General features: G+C 67.3%; 14 protein-coding genes. 5 read left to right on the forward strand and 9 right to left on the reverse strand.

The window, feature by feature from the left end:
• Nucleotide 1 precedes the first annotated feature (1 nt).
• The 3 genes from map (at nt 2) to RPIT_RS03160 (ending at nt 2,193) form a co-directional block, all read left to right on the forward strand.
• Nucleotides 2-781 (forward strand): type I methionyl aminopeptidase, encoded by a 780-nt coding sequence (gene map, locus RPIT_RS03150; protein ID WP_237267855.1) that lies wholly within the window; start codon nt 2-4, stop codon nt 779-781.
• Between the two features lie 43 nt (nt 782-824).
• Nucleotides 825-1,187, forward strand: coding sequence for a DUF1707 SHOCT-like domain-containing protein (locus RPIT_RS03155; protein WP_077340570.1), 363 nt, complete (start codon nt 825-827; stop codon nt 1,185-1,187).
• Between the two features lie 127 nt (nt 1,188-1,314).
• Nucleotides 1,315-2,193, forward strand: coding sequence for a neutral zinc metallopeptidase (locus RPIT_RS03160; protein ID WP_077340572.1), 879 nt, complete (start codon nt 1,315-1,317; stop codon nt 2,191-2,193).
• A 13-nt stretch (nt 2,194-2,206) separates the two neighbouring features.
• On the opposite strand, the gene RPIT_RS03165 is transcribed toward RPIT_RS03160, so the two are convergent.
• The 4 genes from RPIT_RS03165 to RPIT_RS03175 form a co-directional block, all read right to left on the reverse strand.
• The gene (locus RPIT_RS03165; protein WP_218121510.1) at nt 2,207-2,719 is read right to left on the reverse strand and encodes an alpha/beta hydrolase family protein; all 513 of its coding nucleotides are present in this window, start codon (nt 2,717-2,719) and stop codon (nt 2,207-2,209) included.
• A 79-nt stretch (nt 2,720-2,798) separates the two neighbouring features.
• Nucleotides 2,799-3,437: a Gfo/Idh/MocA family protein gene (locus tag RPIT_RS15550; protein WP_226996321.1), complete on the reverse strand. Its 639-nt coding sequence runs from the start codon at nt 3,435-3,437 to the stop codon at nt 2,799-2,801.
• A complete protein-coding gene (locus RPIT_RS15555; protein ID WP_226996322.1) occupies nt 3,434-3,787 on the reverse strand; it encodes a Gfo/Idh/MocA family protein in 354 nt (117 codons plus the stop codon). Before RPIT_RS15555 ends, RPIT_RS15550 begins: the two co-directional genes overlap by 4 nt.
• A 19-nt stretch (nt 3,788-3,806) precedes the next feature.
• Nucleotides 3,807-4,883 carry a transaldolase family protein gene (locus tag RPIT_RS03175; RefSeq protein WP_077344182.1) on the reverse strand — a complete coding sequence of 359 codons (1,077 nt, stop codon included), beginning with the start codon at nt 4,881-4,883 and terminating at the stop codon, nt 3,807-3,809.
• Nucleotides 4,884-5,205: 322 nt separating this feature from the next.
• Here RPIT_RS03175 and iolB point away from each other — a divergent pair, with 322 nt between their 5' ends.
• The gene (gene iolB, locus RPIT_RS03180) at nt 5,206-6,093 is read left to right on the forward strand and encodes a 5-deoxy-glucuronate isomerase (RefSeq protein ID WP_077344183.1); all 888 of its coding nucleotides are present in this window, start codon (nt 5,206-5,208) and stop codon (nt 6,091-6,093) included.
• Nucleotides 6,094-6,098: 5 nt separating this feature from the next.
• Nucleotides 6,099-7,991 carry a 3D-(3,5/4)-trihydroxycyclohexane-1,2-dione acylhydrolase (decyclizing) gene (iolD, locus tag RPIT_RS03185; protein WP_077340574.1) on the forward strand — a complete coding sequence of 631 codons (1,893 nt, stop codon included), beginning with the start codon at nt 6,099-6,101 and terminating at the stop codon, nt 7,989-7,991.
• A gap of 64 nt (nt 7,992-8,055) precedes the next feature.
• On the opposite strand, the gene RPIT_RS03190 is transcribed toward iolD, so the two are convergent.
• From RPIT_RS03190 to RPIT_RS03210, 5 genes are all read right to left on the reverse strand, one after another.
• On the reverse strand, nt 8,056-11,511 hold the full coding sequence (locus RPIT_RS03190) for a PIG-L family deacetylase (protein WP_077340576.1): 3,456 nt from the start codon (nt 11,509-11,511) through the stop codon (nt 8,056-8,058).
• A 154-nt stretch (nt 11,512-11,665) separates the two neighbouring features.
• Nucleotides 11,666-12,805: a carbohydrate kinase family protein gene (locus RPIT_RS03195; protein ID WP_077340578.1), complete on the reverse strand. Its 1,140-nt coding sequence runs from the start codon at nt 12,803-12,805 to the stop codon at nt 11,666-11,668.
• Complete coding sequence (locus RPIT_RS03200; protein WP_077340580.1) at nt 12,802-13,611, reverse strand: carbohydrate ABC transporter permease; 810 nt, start codon at nt 13,609-13,611, stop codon at nt 12,802-12,804. Before RPIT_RS03200 ends, RPIT_RS03195 begins: the two co-directional genes overlap by 4 nt.
• Nucleotides 13,608-14,477: a carbohydrate ABC transporter permease gene (locus RPIT_RS03205; RefSeq protein ID WP_226996323.1), complete on the reverse strand. Its 870-nt coding sequence runs from the start codon at nt 14,475-14,477 to the stop codon at nt 13,608-13,610. The genes RPIT_RS03200 and RPIT_RS03205 overlap by 4 nt, the downstream gene beginning before the upstream one ends.
• Before the next feature lie 43 nt (nt 14,478-14,520).
• Nucleotides 14,521-15,900: an extracellular solute-binding protein gene (locus tag RPIT_RS03210; RefSeq protein ID WP_093664650.1), complete on the reverse strand. Its 1,380-nt coding sequence runs from the start codon at nt 15,898-15,900 to the stop codon at nt 14,521-14,523.
• Nucleotides 15,901-15,926: the final 26 nt, after the last annotated feature.

Below are 15,926 nucleotides of genomic sequence, written 5' to 3' on the forward strand. Positions count from 1 at the left end.
CATGCGCCGCGCGGGCCTCGTCGTCGCGGAGGGGCTGGCCGCGATGACCGCCGCGGCGGCACCAGGGATCACGACTGCAGAGTTGGACGCCATCGGCCGGGATGTGCTCGCCGGCCACGGCGCGGACTCATCCTTCCTCAACTACGGTGCCGACTACGGCACGGGCTTTCCGGGGGTGGCGTGCATCTCCGTCAATGACGAGTTGGTCCACGGCATTCCGGGCGAGCGGGTGCTCGCCGAGGGGGACATCGTCAGCATCGATTTCGGCGCAATCGTCGAGGGATGGCACGGGGACGCTGCGCGTACCGTCGCCGTGGGTCGGATCTCCGACGAGGACTCGCGCCTCATCGACGCCACGCGCGAAGCGATGTGGGCGGGGGCGCGTGCCATGCGTGACGGCGGCAGGGTCGGCGACGTGTCACGCGCGATAGAAACGTACGTGAAGAGGCTGCCCGAGCGCTACGGCACGCTGCGGGAGTACACCGGGCACGGCATCGGCTCCGAGATGCACATGGAACCGGACGTGCCGAACTGGTACCGCATGCGCCCCACCCCCCGGCTGAGCGTCGGGATGGCCTTGGCGATCGAGCCCATGCTCACCACCGGAAGCAACCAAACCCTCGAACTCGACGACGAGTGGACCGTGGTCAGCCGTGACGGCTCCCGCGGATCGCACTGGGAGAACACGGTCGCGATCACGGAGCGCGGCCTGTGGGTGCTCACGGAACCCGATGGGGGAGAGGAACGCCTGGGCGACCTCTTCGGGCCGCTCGGCGACTGAGCTTTCAGGCGATGAAACCGGGGTCGCACGTATGATGTGACCCATGGCGCTACCTCCCTCCTCGAAGTACCTGCAGCGGGCGAACGACCCGGTCGATGAGGTTGAGCGCGACTCCCTCAACAGGCGGCTCAACGCCGCTTTCGCGGACGGTCGGATCACGCACGACGACTATGCCGCAGCGATGGACACCGTCTATGGGGCACGCGTCCTCGGCGACCTGGTGCCGGTCATCGAGCGGCTCCCGGCCGCAGCGGTGGACGTGCCCGCGATCGTTCAGCAGGGAGGGCCCCCTGCAGGGCGGGTGGCCGAGTCCCGCAATCTCGTGCCGGTGGCGATCGGAGTGGGACTCGTCGGAATCTCACTGCTGACGATCCTGCTGCTGATCCTGGCGGTGGTCATCCTGTGACCGGCGCACGTGTCCCAGGGGGCAGCTGATCGCCGAACTCCCCCGCAGGGCAGCAGGTTCGCCGCAGGGCAGTGCGGCGAGCCCCAGACGTGCCCTTGATCCGGCCTCTCAACGCGGACGATCCGTCATGTCGCCCGGGATGCGGCTGGGGGCCGCGGTATTGGGCGTGACGGTCGCGGCCGCGCTCGTCGTCGTTGCCGCGCAGTTGCTCCGGCCACCGATCGCAGCGGACCGAACCTCGGCAGCCCCGAGCCCCACTGCGACGGCGGACCCCGCTGCGGGCGCGCTGCAGTGGCAGCTCCCCGAGCAGGAATGGCCGGCGCTACCCGCAGCGGACCCCCAGTCGCCGCTGTACGAGGCTCAGGCCACGGCATTGGATGCGGTGGAACCCGCGGCCCTCGTCGGTTGTCCCGAGCCGGGCGTCGTGGCTGACGAGGCCGCGTGGCGTAGCGCCGTGACAGCGCAGTGGGAATGTCTGCACCTGGCCTGGACGCCGCACCTCGTGAGTCTCGGCTGGTCCACGGAACCCCCCGAACTTCACTTCTTCGATGGGCTCGGAACCGCCAGCGAATGCGGCTATCTTGAGGCTCCTGCCTTCTACTGCTCCACGGGCGGGGGATCGGCTCATTTCGGCTCGCGCCACCTGAGAATGGCGGGGGAGTGGGACCTGTCCATCAACGAGATGGTCAATCACGAGTACGGGCACCACCTGCAGAAGCTGGCCGGCATCACGGACGTGAAGATGGGGCTGAAGTCCTCCGATGAGGTGGAGCGCCGCGTTGAGTTGCAGGCGACCTGCTGGTCCGGCGCCATGACCTATCGCAACGAGTCCGTGGGTTTCGACGCCGCGGACTTCGCGTCGTGGACCGCTCGCCTGGAGACGATGCTGGTCGACGGGGTCCACGGAAGCCGCGACTCGCTGCGGTACTGGGGGATGAGGGGGCTCTACGCCGAGACCATGGGCGACTGCAACACGTGGGTGGTCGCCGCTCAGGCGGTGGCGTGACGGCGCCGGCCCGTCAGATGAGGCGGCCCAGCCAATCCACGATCGTGCTCGCGATCAGCTCGTGATCCTTCCTGAGTGAATGGTCCCCCTCCACGAGCAACACCTCCCGGGTATCCGAATCCGGGGTCCGGCCGAATGCGTCGCTTCGGCCCTGGATGACCAGCACCGGCAGGTCGCCAGGCGCTTCCACATCCTCCAGCCGAGACTTCTCCGGCTTGCCGGGCGGGTGCAGGGGGAAGGCGAGGCACAGAACTCCGCTGCTCCCCAGCGGTCGGGCGGCGCGGCAGGCGATCCGACTGCCGTAGGAGCGGCCCCCGAGCACGAGCGGCAGAGCCCTGGGGCGGACCTGTTCTACGACCGAGGCGAGGACCTCCCCGTCGACCCGCCCCCGCGGTGGCGTCCTGCGTCCGGCGAGCCGGTACGGCGGCTCCACCAGGATCGTTGTGACGCCAGCGGCCTGGGCGGCCCGTGCCGCCACGTGCAGGTCGGGGGCCTCGACCGATCCGCTCGCGCCCGGTAGGAGCACGAGCAGGGCCCGCGGCTCCTCCGCATCGAAGCGGTGGAGGCGGGCGGGCCCGTGCGGTGTGTCGCCTCAGCGTAGGTGGTCAGAGGGTGACGGTGGCTCCAGTCCGAGCGGACTCGGCGGCCGCCTCGGCGATGACGAGAGCTGCGACGCCGTCGGCGACCGTGGGGGAGACTGGCGTGCCGTTGTTGATCGCGTCGATGAAAGCGGTCAACTCGTTCCGGTAGGCCGCGGCGTACCGCGTCAGGAAGAAGTTGAGGTACGGCTCCTGGGCTGCGGCGGCACTCGTCGAGAACACGGTGAGCGACGTCTCGGTCTGGTTCTCCATCCGCAGCGATCCCTCGGAGCCGTGCAGCTCGATGCGCTGGTCGTACCCTGTGGCGCACTTCCGGTTGAACGTCACCGTCGTGATGGCGCCGTCCTTGCCTCGCAGGACCACGACACCGGCGCTGTAGTCGCCGGCCTCGGTGACCTCAGGGAGTAGCTCCTGGCCGAAGGCGGTGACCGACTCGATCTCACCCATGTAGAAGCGGCCCAGATCGAAATCGTGGATCGTCATGTCCTTGAAGATGCCACCGGACTGCGCGATGTAGGAGGCAGGCGGCGGGCCGGGGTCGCGGGAGATGATGTTGACCTGGTTCAGCTCGCCGATCGACCCCTCCTCCAGCAGTCGCTTGGCCTTCGCCATCGAGGGGTCGAACCGGCGCTGGAACCCGATCATGATCGGGGATGGTCGAACTGCGCGAGATCGGCCTCCAGCTTCCGGCCCTCCTCGACGGAGATGGCCACCGGCTTCTCGCAGAGCACGGCCTTGCCGGCGCGGGCGGCGGCGAGGAGGTGCTCGGCGTGGAACGTCGAGGGCGACCCGATGACAACGGCGTCCACCTCGGGGTCGGCGAAGACCTCCGAAGCGTCCTTGCAGCTGCGGGCTCCGTAGCTGGCCGCAAGGTCCTCGGCGGCGGTCCCGATGGGATCGCAGACGAGGACGAGCGTTGCCTGGGGGTGAGACGCGATGGCCTCAGAGTGCACGCGGCCGATGCGGCCGGCGCCGATGACTGCAACTCGCAGCATGGGAAACGATTCTCCTGGCTCAGGGGGCGGGGACGAGGACGTCACGGACGAGCGCGTCGAGATCGGCGTCGGCCTGGAGGAACTGGCGCAGCGTCTTCCGCGTGGGCCCGAACTCCTCGAACTCTTCGAGCGTCATGCCGTCGACGTCGTAGGCGCGGCGGAAGTCCTCGATCTTCATCAGCTCGTCCAGGTACTCCTGACGGACAGGCTCCTCGATGCGTGAGGTCGGCTCGTAGTCGGAGCCGTTGATGATCTGCTGCCACTTGAACGGGGGAGACACGACGAGGTCGCCGCCCACGAGTTCAGACCAGTGGTGCACGTTGCGGAAGGCCGCCGACAGCACGCGGGCCCGGAAGCCGCGCTCCTTGAAGATCTGATAGGCCTTCTTCATGCAGGCGACGCCTGCCCACTCGAGTGCAGACGGGTCGATGAAGAGCTTGTCGCGCGCGACCACATGCTTCAGCCAGTCGTCGAGACGGCCCACCATGATGGTCACGACGGGGCCCATCTCCGAGACGTCGTGGCCCTCAGCCTCGCGCTTCTGCAGACCACGTTCGATGGCCTCGGCGGCACGTACCGCCTGCGGAACGCTGAAGGAGACGGTGACGTTGATGCTGACTCCGCGGGAGGTCGCGTCTTCGATGGCTTCCAGTCCGGTCTTGGTGGCGGGGATCTTCACCACGATGTTCTCAGCGAGCTGGTGGAACTCTTCTGCCTGGTCGGCGAGCGCCTTGGCGTCGCGATGGAGGCGGGGATCCGTCTGCACGGAGAGTCGACCGTTGCGGCCCTTGTGCTCGTCGTAGATGGGCTTGAGGATTTCGGCTGCCTCGATGGACATGTCCTTGACTGCCTGCCAACCGATCTCGGACTCGCCCCACGTCGGGTTCGCGTCCGCGATCGCCTTGATGCGTGGCTTCCACACGTCGAGGTGCTGCGAAATGGTGGTGTAGGCGATCACCGGGTTGCAGGTGGCCCCAACGCCGCCGAAGGAGATCGACTGCTTGAGCTCTTCGAGGTCGGAAGAGTCGTTCCACAGCGCGGTGGGTGTGTTGCGGGCAGCCTCGAGCAACGGCCCTGGGGTGTACTGGTCGGTCATGTTCATCGCTCCTGCGTGACTCGTGCGGCCGGCTGCGATGCCGGAGGTCTTGCGTGGTCACTAGTTAATCCCCGGTCGCGGCCCTATGTCAAGCCATTGTACATACAAAAGGGCGCGCTCGGCGGCGGGGGCGCCGGCTCGAGGCGATGCGGCTTCCCGCTCCTTGTTGTCGCGACGCCTCTCGTGGCGTGCTCGCCGCGGCCTGCCCGTGGCTCCCGATTGTGTGGACAAAAGTTTGACCCGGACGAGAGGCTGAGGCAGACTGGGGGTGAAGAAGCAGCGGCCGGTCCGCTTCGGCAGCGAGGCCGACAGGAAGGCGAAGATGAGCGACAACGACAAGTACGTGATCCGGGCGGGAAGCACGGCCAACGGGCAGTACGAGACAGATGTCAGCGCGCAGCGCGCCGGCTGGGAATGGTGCTCCATCCGCGTGCTGGCTCTTTCCGCCGGCGGTGCCGAGGCGCTCGACTCCGGCGAGCAGGAACTGCTCGTGCTGCCGTTGCAGGGTGGGTGCGTCGTCGAGATCGACGGTCGGGAGTACGAGCTCGCAGGACGGACCGAGGTGTGGACCTCCATCACCGACTACCTCTACGTACCTCGCCACACCGCGTTCACCATCAGGAGCGCCGATGGTGGTCGGTTCGCCCTTCCCGGCTCCAAGGCCACCCAGGATCTGCCCGTCCGGTACTGCCCGGCGTCCGAGGTGCTGACGGGGCTTCGGGGCGCCGGCAACTGCTCCCGCCAGGTCAACAACTACGCCCTCGGTAACGATGTGGAGACGTCCCACCTGCTCGTGTGCGAGGTGCTGACCCCGGGCGGCAACTGGTCCAGCTACCCGCCTCACAAGCATGACGAGCACACCGACGTTGAGCGGGTCCTTGAGGAGATCTACTACTACGAAGTACGTCCCGCGGCCAACGGCACCACCGGCATGGCCCTCCAGCGGATCTACCCGTCCCCGGCCGGCGAGATCGACGTGTGCGCGGAGGTGCATTCCCGCGACGTGGTCATCATGCCGTTCGGGTACCACGGCCCGTCGGTGGCTGCTCCCGGCTACGACCTGTACTACCTCAATGTCATGGCGGGCCCTGCCGAGGGCGCAGCGTGGCTGATGACAGACGATCCGCACTACACCTGGCTGCGCCAGGAGTGGGAGACCGACGAGGTCGATCCGCGGCTCCCGATGACCCCCCTCAACACCCAGGAGTGAAACCAATGTCCGAAACAGTGAGACTGACAGTCGGCCAGGCCGTCATCCGCTTCCTCGTCCACCAGTACGTCGAGAGCGATGGGGAGGAGATGCGGCTCATCGCGGGCGCCTTCGGCATCTTCGGCCATGGCAACGTCGCGGGCATCGGGCAGGCGCTGCTGCAGAACGAACTCGATCCCGACGCCGACGGCGGGCACATGCCCTACATCATGCCGCGCAACGAGCAGGGGATGGTCAACGCGGCAGCCGCCTACGCGAAGTCGATGAACCGGCGCCAGACGTGGATGTGCACGTCCTCGATCGGCCCCGGTGCGCTCAACATGGTGACCGGTGCAGCCGTCGCCACCACGAACCGCCTGCCCGTGTTGCTGTTCCCGTCGGACCAGTTCGCAACGCGCTACCCCGACCCGGTGCTGCAGCAGGTCGAGGACCCCGCCTCGCCGTTGACGGCGGCCACGGACTGCTTCCGCCCCGTATCGCGGTTCTTCGACCGGATCGAACGCCCTGAGCAGCTCGTCCCGTCGCTGATGGCGGCGATGCGTGTGCTCACCGACCCCGTCGACACGGGCGCCGTTACCGTGGCACTGCCCCAGGACGTCCAGGCCGAGGCCTTCGATTTCCCCGTCGAGTTCTTCGCCAAGCGCGTGTGGCGGATCCGTCGCCCGGCGCCGGAGCAGGTTGCCATCGAGCGGGCGGCCGAGATCATCCGGGGCGCGAAGAAGCCTCTCGTTGTTGCCGGGGGCGGCGTGATCTACTCCCTGGCAAGCGAGGAGCTGCGTGCGTTCGCGTCGGCCACCGGCATCCCCGTCTCCGATACCCAGGCCGGCAAGGGCGCGATCAACTTCGACCACGAGTGCGCCGTCGGCGGTGTGGGCTCGACCGGTGCGAAGTCGGCCAACCTCCTGGCCGAGGAGGCCGACGTCGTGATCGGCATCGGGACCCGCTATTCGGACTTCACCACGGCCTCCCACACGCAGTTCCGCAACCCGGACGTGAAATTCGTCAACATCAACGTGGGCGCCTTCGACGCTGCCAAGCACGCCGCCGAAATGGTCGTGGCCGACGCCCGGGAGGCCCTCGTCAGCCTCACCGCCGCACTCGACGGCTACCGGGTCGACGAGGAGTACACAGGCCGGATCGCGGAGCTGCGCGAGGAGTGGGCCCGCCTCACCGACGAGTGCTACCACCGCGATCACGGACCTCTGCCGGCGCAGACCGAGGTGTTCGGGGCCCTGAACGAACTCATGGGCGACGACGACGTGGTCATCAACGCGGCCGGCTCCATGCCCGGCGACCTGCAGGCCCTCTGGCGCGCGAAGACGCCGAAGCAGTACCACCTCGAGTACGCCTTCAGCTGCATGGGCTACGAGATCCCCGCTGCGATGGGCGTCAAGCTCGCGCTGCCGGACTCCGAGGTGGTCGCCATCGTCGGCGACGGCACCTACCAGATGCTCCCCATGGAGATCGCGACCATCGTGCAGGAGGGTCTGAAGGTCATCTTCGTGCTCCTCCAGAACCACGGCTTCGCGTCCATCGGTGGACTATCTGAGTCGCACGGCTCTCAGCGCTTCGGCACCCGGTACCGCAAGGGCGGCGGTGAGGCGCACAACGCGGAAGGGGAGTTGCTCCCCGTCGACATCGCGGCCAACGCCGAGTCGTGGGGCATCAAGGTGCTCCGCGTCAACGGCATCGAAGAGTTCAAGGCCGCTTACCAGGAGGCAGCGGCGTACGACCGCTCGGTGATGATCCACATCGAAACCGACCTGATGGGCCCCAACCCTCCTGGAACCAGCTGGTGGGACGTCCCGATCTCGGAGACGTCGCGCATCAGCTCCACGCAGGAAGCGCGGGAGTGGTACGAGGAGAAGAAGCAGCCTCAGCGCCACTACCTTCGGTGAGCCTGAGCTGACGACAGGCGGGGGCCCGGTGCGATGCACTGGGCCCCCGGTTTGTCGTGGTCGATCAGTTCGCTTTGAACATCACGATGTTGTTGACCACCCACTTGTTCTCCTGGGTGAAGTCGTAGCCTCCACCCTTCTCGGACCTCACCGCGTTGTACACGGTGGTCCAGCGGTAGGTGCGGCAGCCGTTGCCGCCGGTGGCGGGGGTGTCGCACTCGGTGCGCCACTTGGTTCCGTCAGCGGCGGTCCACTGGCCGGTGTGGCCCAGCGGGTTGGTGGCCCACTGTGCCCTGGTCATGTAGGGCAGGTAGGTCAGGTTGTTGAACGCCCAGCCCCGTTCGATGGTGACCGTGTTGCCGGTGCGCTTGACGACGGAGGCCCAGATTTCGGTGCGGCACCGTTCGGTCTGCGAGTAGGGCTCGCAGGTGGTGCGCCACTCGCGACCGTTGATGGTGTGCAGTCCGGGCTTGGTGTAGGGCGCGGTGGGCACGAACACCGGGGTGGTCGGCTCGGTCGGCGTCGTCGTTGCGGTGGGCACGGGGTAGTACCACGCGTTCACCCCTGTCTCGGACTCGAACGAGATGAGCACCGATCCGTCCGCAACCAGTTCGGCGAGGTCTGCGTCGCCGAGATCGATGGTCACGGATCCCGCTCCCATGCTCACGGCCTTGACCTCCGCCGCCACCAGTCTGCCGCCCATGTCGGGTGACCACGGTGGGGTGGTCACGTCGTCGGGGGAGCAGGCTGAGAAGCCGTCGGTGTCGCCGACGCAGCTGCTCACCCACACCGGAGTAAACCCGGGGTTGCCGAGATAGACGTAGGCCCGAACGGTTCCGGCCTCCGTGGCGGTGACGTCGAGGTTCAGTGTGCCGTCCACAAGGGAAACCTCATCGATGCTCAGCCCGGTTGTCGCCGGCAGGCCGGCGATCGTGACGCCGCGCACCGCGGACTGGTAGATGCTCTGCGGCGACTCGACTCCCTTGAGCGCGGTGTCCGGGATCCGCGCTGTGACCGGCTCGCTTGGCCGGGTCGCCGGTGCGGTGTAGCCAGCCAGGTACGCGTGCCCCCAACGGTAGGGCTCGGACTGCTGGCTGCCGAACGGCGACCAGGCAGTCCGGGTCTTGCCGATGAACGTCTGCACGTCAGAGTCGTAGGGGGTCACGTTGAGCCCGAGGTACCGGGGGTCGACGGTGTTGGTGGCCTGATTACCGGTCGGGGCGAGGCTGCTCACCACAGCCGCTGGCAGGTTGGCCAGGGGAAGCTTCACCTCGACGGTGTAGCCTCCGCCGGCGTAGAGCCCCTCAGCGGTGCGGGTCACGTCGACGGCAACCTGCTGGCCGGGAGCGTTCGGAGCGCCCTCCACCGTCGCGGCGAGCGGACCGGAGGAGAAGCCCTGGTGGTTGTCGGCGTCCCGGCTCCAGCAGGGACCGTCCACACCCTGCCCGGCGGCGCCGGAGGGATCGTCGGTGAACGGCATGACACCGCTCTTGAACGTCGTCGATGTGTCGCGCGAGCCGGACATCGGGTCGAGGAGGAATTCGACGGAGTCGACCAGCCAGTGGCCGAAGCATCGCTCGGGCGGGGCAGCCGCGCTGGCGACGTCGTCGACGACGTACGCGACCGCGTAGAGGTCGTCGCCGTGCCAGGCCAGCTTCACGGTGCTTCCGGTGCCGCAGTCCGTGCCATCGGGCTGACATTCGCGGCCCTCCCAGCGACGGCCGATGTTCAACTCCGGACCGTAGCCAGCGTCGTCGGCAGCGCCGTCGACGGTGGGAGCCACCTCAGCCTTGGGGATGACAGTGGTGGGGACGACGTACAGCCGGAGGCTCTCAATGCTGGTGGTGGTATCGGTGGTCGTGGTGATGGGAACGTCGACGGTCCGGCCGCCCGCATCGGCGACGTCGGTGTGCGTGACGACCAGCTCCACGGTGGTCTCCCCTCCCGGCGCCAGGTCCGTGAAGGACGCGCTCGCCGGATTCACGACGAGCGGTGCGGCAGTGTCAATCGTCACGCTGCCGCTCTGGGAGGCTGCGGTGCGGTTGCTGACGACCACCGGGATCGTGATGGATTCTCCGGCACCGATCTGGCGTTCGGCGCGGGCGCGGCCGGCAACCCAGGTGAACTCTGCAGCCCACTCCTCGTACTCGGCGTAGTTGCCCCAGCGCTGGAACCTGCCCTCGACACCTGCGACGAGTTCGACTCGCGTGTCGTTGTAGGCGGTCACGTTGCCGTTGTCGAAGGAGGCCGAGACCCGGTACCGGGCGAGATCGGCCTCTGCATCCGGCGTCACGATGAAGGTTTGACTCGACGTGGCGTACGTGCGGATAGGTCCGAACTGCGCGGGTTGCCCTTCGGCAACCGTGTAGGTCCAACCTTCGGGAAGGTTCAGTGTGACGGTGCCCGCGGCGATGGTGCCTGCGGCTGATCGGCTGGACACCGTGAGTTCGAACGGCTCACCGGGTGCCTGGAAGTAGTCCTCGACGTCGATCATGTAGGTCGAACCCAGCGGGAAGCCCCCGGGATCCTGGATCACCGAACCGAAGAGGATGGCGTCGTCGCGGGCGTTGTCGGGGTCCCCGTTCGGCTGGAAGGGGACGATCGAGTGGGCGATGCCGTAGCGCTGGCAGCTCGGATCCCAGACCTCTGTCAGCTTGGTGCGGGCCTGGGTCGGGTGGCCCCGGTTGCCCTCACGTCCCACCTGCGCCCAAGTCATGGGCGTGCCCGGCTCCTGGCCCTGAAGATTGCCCTCCAGCCACACGTAGGGTGAGTTGTGCCCGGTCCAGGTGCCGACCACGGTGAACGGATTGGTGGGTGCGGGTACGAAGCCGGCATTGCATTCCGGGCCGGCGACGCCGCCCTCTCCGGCGGTGCTCGCTCCGGACGTGATCATCTTCACCGTCCAGGGGTCGACGGCGTGGGGGCCGGTGAGCTGCTCGGGGAAGACGCTGGGGTCGGCGGCCATGGCGGCTGCCTCCCAGATCACCCGACCCGCGTACTGATGGTTGCCGTGACCAGCCGGAGACGGCGAGAAGCCGGTGAGGATCTCGGGTTGGGTCTGGCGGATGACGTGAACGACCTGGCGCTGGATGCGTTCGGAGCCCCACACCTCCTCGGTGAGGGCGGCACTCGTGTTGTAGAAGAAGTCGACTGCATCGATGTTGTAGATGTCGACGGTCCCGGACCGGTAGTGGGATGCCCGGTCCTCGTTCTCCCGGCGCAGTCCGAGGTCGGGGCCAGCCTCGTTGCCGACGGAGTTGGAGCCGCCTTCGCCCCTGGTGAGCATGATGACACCGCACGACACGTCGTACAGGTCGTTCCACACGCCGCAGGGGGTGGTGAAGCTGGCGTCGTCGTCGGGGTGGGCCCAGATGCCCATGACATCGATCTTGTTGGGCGAGACCTCCGTCGTTGATGAGGGTTGCGTGGGTAGGGATTCCTCGGCCGTCGCCGGTACGGCGAAGCCGAACGCGAGAGCCGCAATGGCTCCCAGCGCGAGGAAACGTTTCTTGACGGTCATCCGAACTACCTCCTGATCGGCGGACAACGATGTCCGCCTAGCCAAAGCCGTCACGCTCGGTGTGACGTACCGGCAACGTATGTCGGCCCTGCGAGGAGGTGCAAGGGTTTGGAGGATAGTGTCAACTTTTGGCTGAAATTGGTCCCGAGCCTTGTCAGTGGCGCCCGGCGTCAGACGCGCTCGCGAAGGTCCCCTGCGCGCGGCGGACACCCTGCACCTGGTGCTCGGGGATGAGGTCGGCAAGGAAGGCGTAGTCACGCAGGACGAAGGCGGCCTTGAGGTCGCCGTCGGCCGCGCGTCTCGACCCTTGCCGCCACCAGTCGGCGATGTCACCCCACCCGGGAGCGGCCAGGGAGCCTCCGAATTGGCGCACGGCGAGCGACGAACTGAGCGACGCGAACCGGAGCCTGTGTTCCAGAGGCCATCCGGCCAAGGTGCCCAGCACGATGGAGGCGGCGAAGACATCGCCCGCTCCGGTGGGGTCGATGGCGTCGACGGTGACCGAGGGACAGAACGCCTCCTCGCCCGTGGACTGGTCGATCGCGTAGGAGCCGCTCGGCCCGTCGGTCACCACCGCCAGGGGCACGAGTTCCGCGAGCTTGCGCACGGCGTCGGTCGGTCTGTCCGTGCGCGTATAGTTCATCGCCTCGACGGCGTTGGGGGTGAACGCGTGGCACTCGGAGAGGCGCGCCAGCACGGACTGATCCCACTTCCCGGTCTCGTCGAAGCCGAGATCCGCGAAGAGCAGGGTGCCCCGATCGCGCATGCTGTGCCACCAGGACGAGTTGCTGGCGAGGTCCACCGTCGCGGCACGGGCGGCGGGCGCCGCCAGGTAGTTGTCGTCGAGGTCCTCCGGCAGGGGGTGGGAGTGGGTCACCATCCCGCGATCGCCGTGGAAGGCCATCGAGACCGTGATGGCCGAGTGGAAGTTCTCGAATCGGCGCGAGGCGCTGAGGTTGATCTTCTCCTGCCCCTCGAGTGTCTCCCACATCCAGTCGCCGTAGGCGTCGTCGCCGAAGCCCGCGACGAGTCCGGTTCTCAGGCCGAGCCTCGCCGCCGCAGTCGCGAAGTTCGCGATGCCGCCGGGGCAGGAACCCATGCCCGCGCTGTGCAGTTCCTCGCCGGGCTCGGGGAGCCGGGGCAGGCCCGTGAAGATGATGTCGAAGAACAGAGGCCCCGTGGTCAGTACGTCGAGCGGGGGATCCCCCTCCCGGCGGGTGTCGGCCAGCGGGTCCCAGGCCCAGCAGAACTCGCAGATCCCCCCGTCGTCGGCATGATCGTGGTCGTTTGTCATTCCTTCGCCGCACCTTCCAGCATCCCGTTGATGAAGTAGCGCTGCAGCAGGAGGAAGACGACGATGATCGGAGCGGCGATGATGACGCCGGCAGCCGCGATCAGCGCGTTGTCCGCCGTGTACTGACCTTTGAAGATCGCGAGCCCGAGTGGCGCCGTCCGCCACTGCGCGCCGGGGCTCATGATGAGGGGAATGAGGAACTCGTTCCAGGTCCACATGAACATCAGCACCGCAACGGTGGCGATGGAGGGGAGCGACGGCGGTACGACGACCTTCGAGAGGGTCCGCATTCCGCTCACCCCGTCGATGGCGGCGGCCTCGACGAGGTTCGGCGGGAGGGCCCGGAACTGCGCGCGCATCCAGAATGTGCCGAAGGCAACTGACTGGGCGATCTGGGGCAATGCCACTGCCCAGATCGTGTCGGTGAGTCCCACCGTTCGCAGGTCGAAGAACAGCGGGATGACGATCGCCTCCGCTGGGACCATGAGTCCCAGGAGGAAGAGGTAGAAGAGGAAGGTCGAGCCCTTGAAGCGCATCGTGCCGAAGGCGTAGCCGGCGAGCACGGACAGCGTCAGGGCGACGCTGACCACCAGTGCCGCCACCATGAGTGAGCGGGTCAGCGCCCCGGCGAAACCGCCGATCTCCCAGGCGTCGGCGATGTTGTAGAAGTGCGGCCCGGGCTCCGTCACCCCGTTCTGCGGCCCGAGTGCAGTCACGGCGATCGTGATGATGGGAAAGAGCGCGTATGCAGCGAAGAGCGCCAAGATGACGTAGTTGAGGACTTTCTCGCCAGTGCCGACCCTCATCGTGCCACCACCTTCTCCTCGCCGATCCGGGAGATGACGACGTTGATGCCGAACACCAGGATCGTCAGCACGATCGCCACCGCTGACGCCGAGCCGACCTCTTTCAGGTTGAACGCACGGTTGTAGACCTCGTAGCTCGGCACGGTGGTCGCTGTTCCGGGACCGCCGGACGTCGTCACGTAGACGAGGTCGAAGGTCTTCAGTGCCGCGATGATGGTCAGCACCAGGGCAGTGGTGATCTCAGCCTTGACGCTCGGGAGGCTGATGGCGAGGAACTCGCGGACAGGGCCGGCTCCGTCCAACCGGGCCGCCTCGTACAGGTCGTTGGGGATGCGGCCCATGCCGGCGAGCAACAGGAGCATGACGAGGCCCGTCGAGAGCCAGAACCCGATCATGCCGACGGCGGGCAGAGCGAGGTTCGGATCGCCCAGCCAGCCGCGGGCCAGGTGGCCGAGGCCAACGACGTCAAGGGCGTCGTTGAGGAGGCCGTTGGGGGAGTAGATCTGGTGCCAGGCGACTGCCACGACGACAAGGGCGATGACCTGCGGCATGAAGATGACGACGCGGAAGAAGCTGAGGCCCCGCACCTGCCCGCGCCGGAGAATGGCGGCGAGGACGAGTCCCACCACCAGGGGCATGATCGAGTAGAAGAAGATCAACGTCAGGGCGTGGGTGATCGCATCGAGGAAGCGGTCGTCGCTCATCAGGTCGACATAGTTGCCGAGCCCCACGAACCGCGACGCGCCGAAACCCGGCCAGTCGTACAGAGAGAACTGACCTGCCCGGATGAGGGGATAGAGCAGGAACATCCCGTAGACGAGGAAGGCGGGGAGTATGTAGAGGTACGGGGTCAGCCGTCCCTCCACCACCGCGGACGGCCTCCTCGCCCGCCTCGTCCTGGCGGCCATGTCAGCCGCCGATGAAGGCCTGGTAGTCAGCCTCGAAGTCGGCGAGCACTTCCTCCGGGGTCTTCTGCCCGCCCAGGACCTCTTGGAGGCCGGTCCCGGCCGTGTCGCTGAACGACGGAGTGGCGTAGTCGAGGTAGGGCAGCAGGGTGCCCTCCTGCGACACAGTGTCGAACGCCTCGTAGATGTCCTTCTGGACCCCGGCCTCCGGCGCAAGTTCGGCGGTTCGGAGAACGGGCATTCCGCCGTTCTCGGCGATGATCTCCATGGCTTCGTCGCTGGTGATGAAGTCGATATAGGCCGCTGCAGCGGCTGCGTTCTTGGCCTTGGCCGGGATGGAGAAGGGGATACCGGTTCCGCCGGTGGTTGCCAGTTCGCCGTTGGTGGCGGGCGGCGGTGCCATGAACTTCAGGTCCTCGCCCATCACGGCTTCCATGTCGGTTCCGAGCCACGATCCGCCGGGGAGGAAGACGCCGGTGCCCTGAGTGAATTCGGTCCAGGCCGGGTCGTAGTCGAGACCGTTGGGAGAGGTTCCGAAGTACCCTTCGAGCCCCCACTTGGCGAACTGTTCCATGGCGGCGGTGTTGCCCTCACTCGTCCACGAGGCGCCCTCGTTGCCCATGCCGAGCTTGACCACGTCCTCCGGCTCCACGTAGTGGGCCTGCAGGGGTCCGAAGACGTGGAGCGCCGGCCACTTCTCGATGTTGCCTAGCACCATGGGCTGTTCGCCGGCGGCCTTGGCGGCGTCGAGGATGGCGAAGTAGTCCTCCCACGTCTCAGGTGCCGACGCGCCGAGGGCGTCCAACTTCTTCTGCGAGTAGAAGATGCCGACGATCTCGCCGGTCTGGGGGAGTCCGTAGAGATTGCCCTCGCCGAAGGTTGTAGCGTCGGAGGAGTAGCGCACCTTGCCCAGCACGGAAGCGGGGAAGCGATCCTCCCAGCCGTACTGCGCCGCGTAGGGACTCAGGTCGAGCAACTGGCCGGCCTTCACGAATTGGCCCATGTCGCCACGCGCGTTGTTGACCTGGACGACGTCTGGGACGTCGTTTCCGCTGAGCGCCAGGGATACCTGCGCCTTGAGGTCGTCGAACGACTGGCTGGTGCGGTTGATCGTGATGTTGGGGTACTTCTCCTCGAACGCCGCGATCAGCGCGACCAACGCGTCGTTCTGGCTGCCGCGGACCTCCTGGTCCCAGACCACGAGTTCGACATCGCCCAGTTCGGCAGGGTCAGTCGCTTCCGGTGCGGCGGCGGTCGTGTCGCCGGGGGCGGCAGTCGTCGTGGGGGCCGTCTCCCCCGGAGCGCAGGCTGCGAGCACGGCGGCGGATGCGAGGCCGGAGGCCCCCAGCAGGAAGTGGCGGCGATGGATAGGACGGAGCGTCATGGGTCCTCCTAGGACTGCGGGTTGTG

The sequence above is a fragment of the Tessaracoccus flavus genome, assembly GCF_001997295.1.
Lineage (GTDB): Bacteria > Actinomycetota > Actinomycetes > Propionibacteriales > Propionibacteriaceae > Arachnia > Arachnia flava.

What these genes read in the sequence shown, in the direction of transcription:
- iolB (WP_077344183.1), top strand. Translation starts at nt 5,206, where the DNA reads ATGAGCGACAACGACAAGTACGTGATCCGGGCGGGAAGCACGGCCAAC.
- RPIT_RS03190 (WP_077340576.1), bottom strand. Translation starts at nt 11,511, where the DNA reads ATGACCGTCAAGAAACGTTTCCTCGCGCTGGGAGCCATTGCGGCTCTC.
- RPIT_RS15550 (WP_226996321.1), bottom strand. Translation starts at nt 3,437, where the DNA reads ATGATCGGGTTCCAGCGCCGGTTCGACCCCTCGATGGCGAAGGCCAAG.
- RPIT_RS03195 (WP_077340578.1), bottom strand. Translation starts at nt 12,805, where the DNA reads ATGACAAACGACCACGATCATGCCGACGACGGGGGGATCTGCGAGTTC.
- iolD (WP_077340574.1), top strand. Translation starts at nt 6,099, where the DNA reads ATGTCCGAAACAGTGAGACTGACAGTCGGCCAGGCCGTCATCCGCTTC.
- map (WP_237267855.1), top strand. Translation starts at nt 2, where the DNA reads ATGCGCCGCGCGGGCCTCGTCGTCGCGGAGGGGCTGGCCGCGATGACC.
- RPIT_RS03160 (WP_077340572.1), top strand. Translation starts at nt 1,315, where the DNA reads ATGTCGCCCGGGATGCGGCTGGGGGCCGCGGTATTGGGCGTGACGGTC.
- RPIT_RS03155 (WP_077340570.1), top strand. Translation starts at nt 825, where the DNA reads ATGGCGCTACCTCCCTCCTCGAAGTACCTGCAGCGGGCGAACGACCCG.
- RPIT_RS03210 (WP_093664650.1), bottom strand. Translation starts at nt 15,900, where the DNA reads ATGACGCTCCGTCCTATCCATCGCCGCCACTTCCTGCTGGGGGCCTCC.
- RPIT_RS03175 (WP_077344182.1), bottom strand. Translation starts at nt 4,883, where the DNA reads ATGACCGACCAGTACACCCCAGGGCCGTTGCTCGAGGCTGCCCGCAAC.
- RPIT_RS15555 (WP_226996322.1), bottom strand. Translation starts at nt 3,787, where the DNA reads ATGCTGCGAGTTGCAGTCATCGGCGCCGGCCGCATCGGCCGCGTGCAC.
- RPIT_RS03200 (WP_077340580.1), bottom strand. Translation starts at nt 13,611, where the DNA reads ATGAGGGTCGGCACTGGCGAGAAAGTCCTCAACTACGTCATCTTGGCG.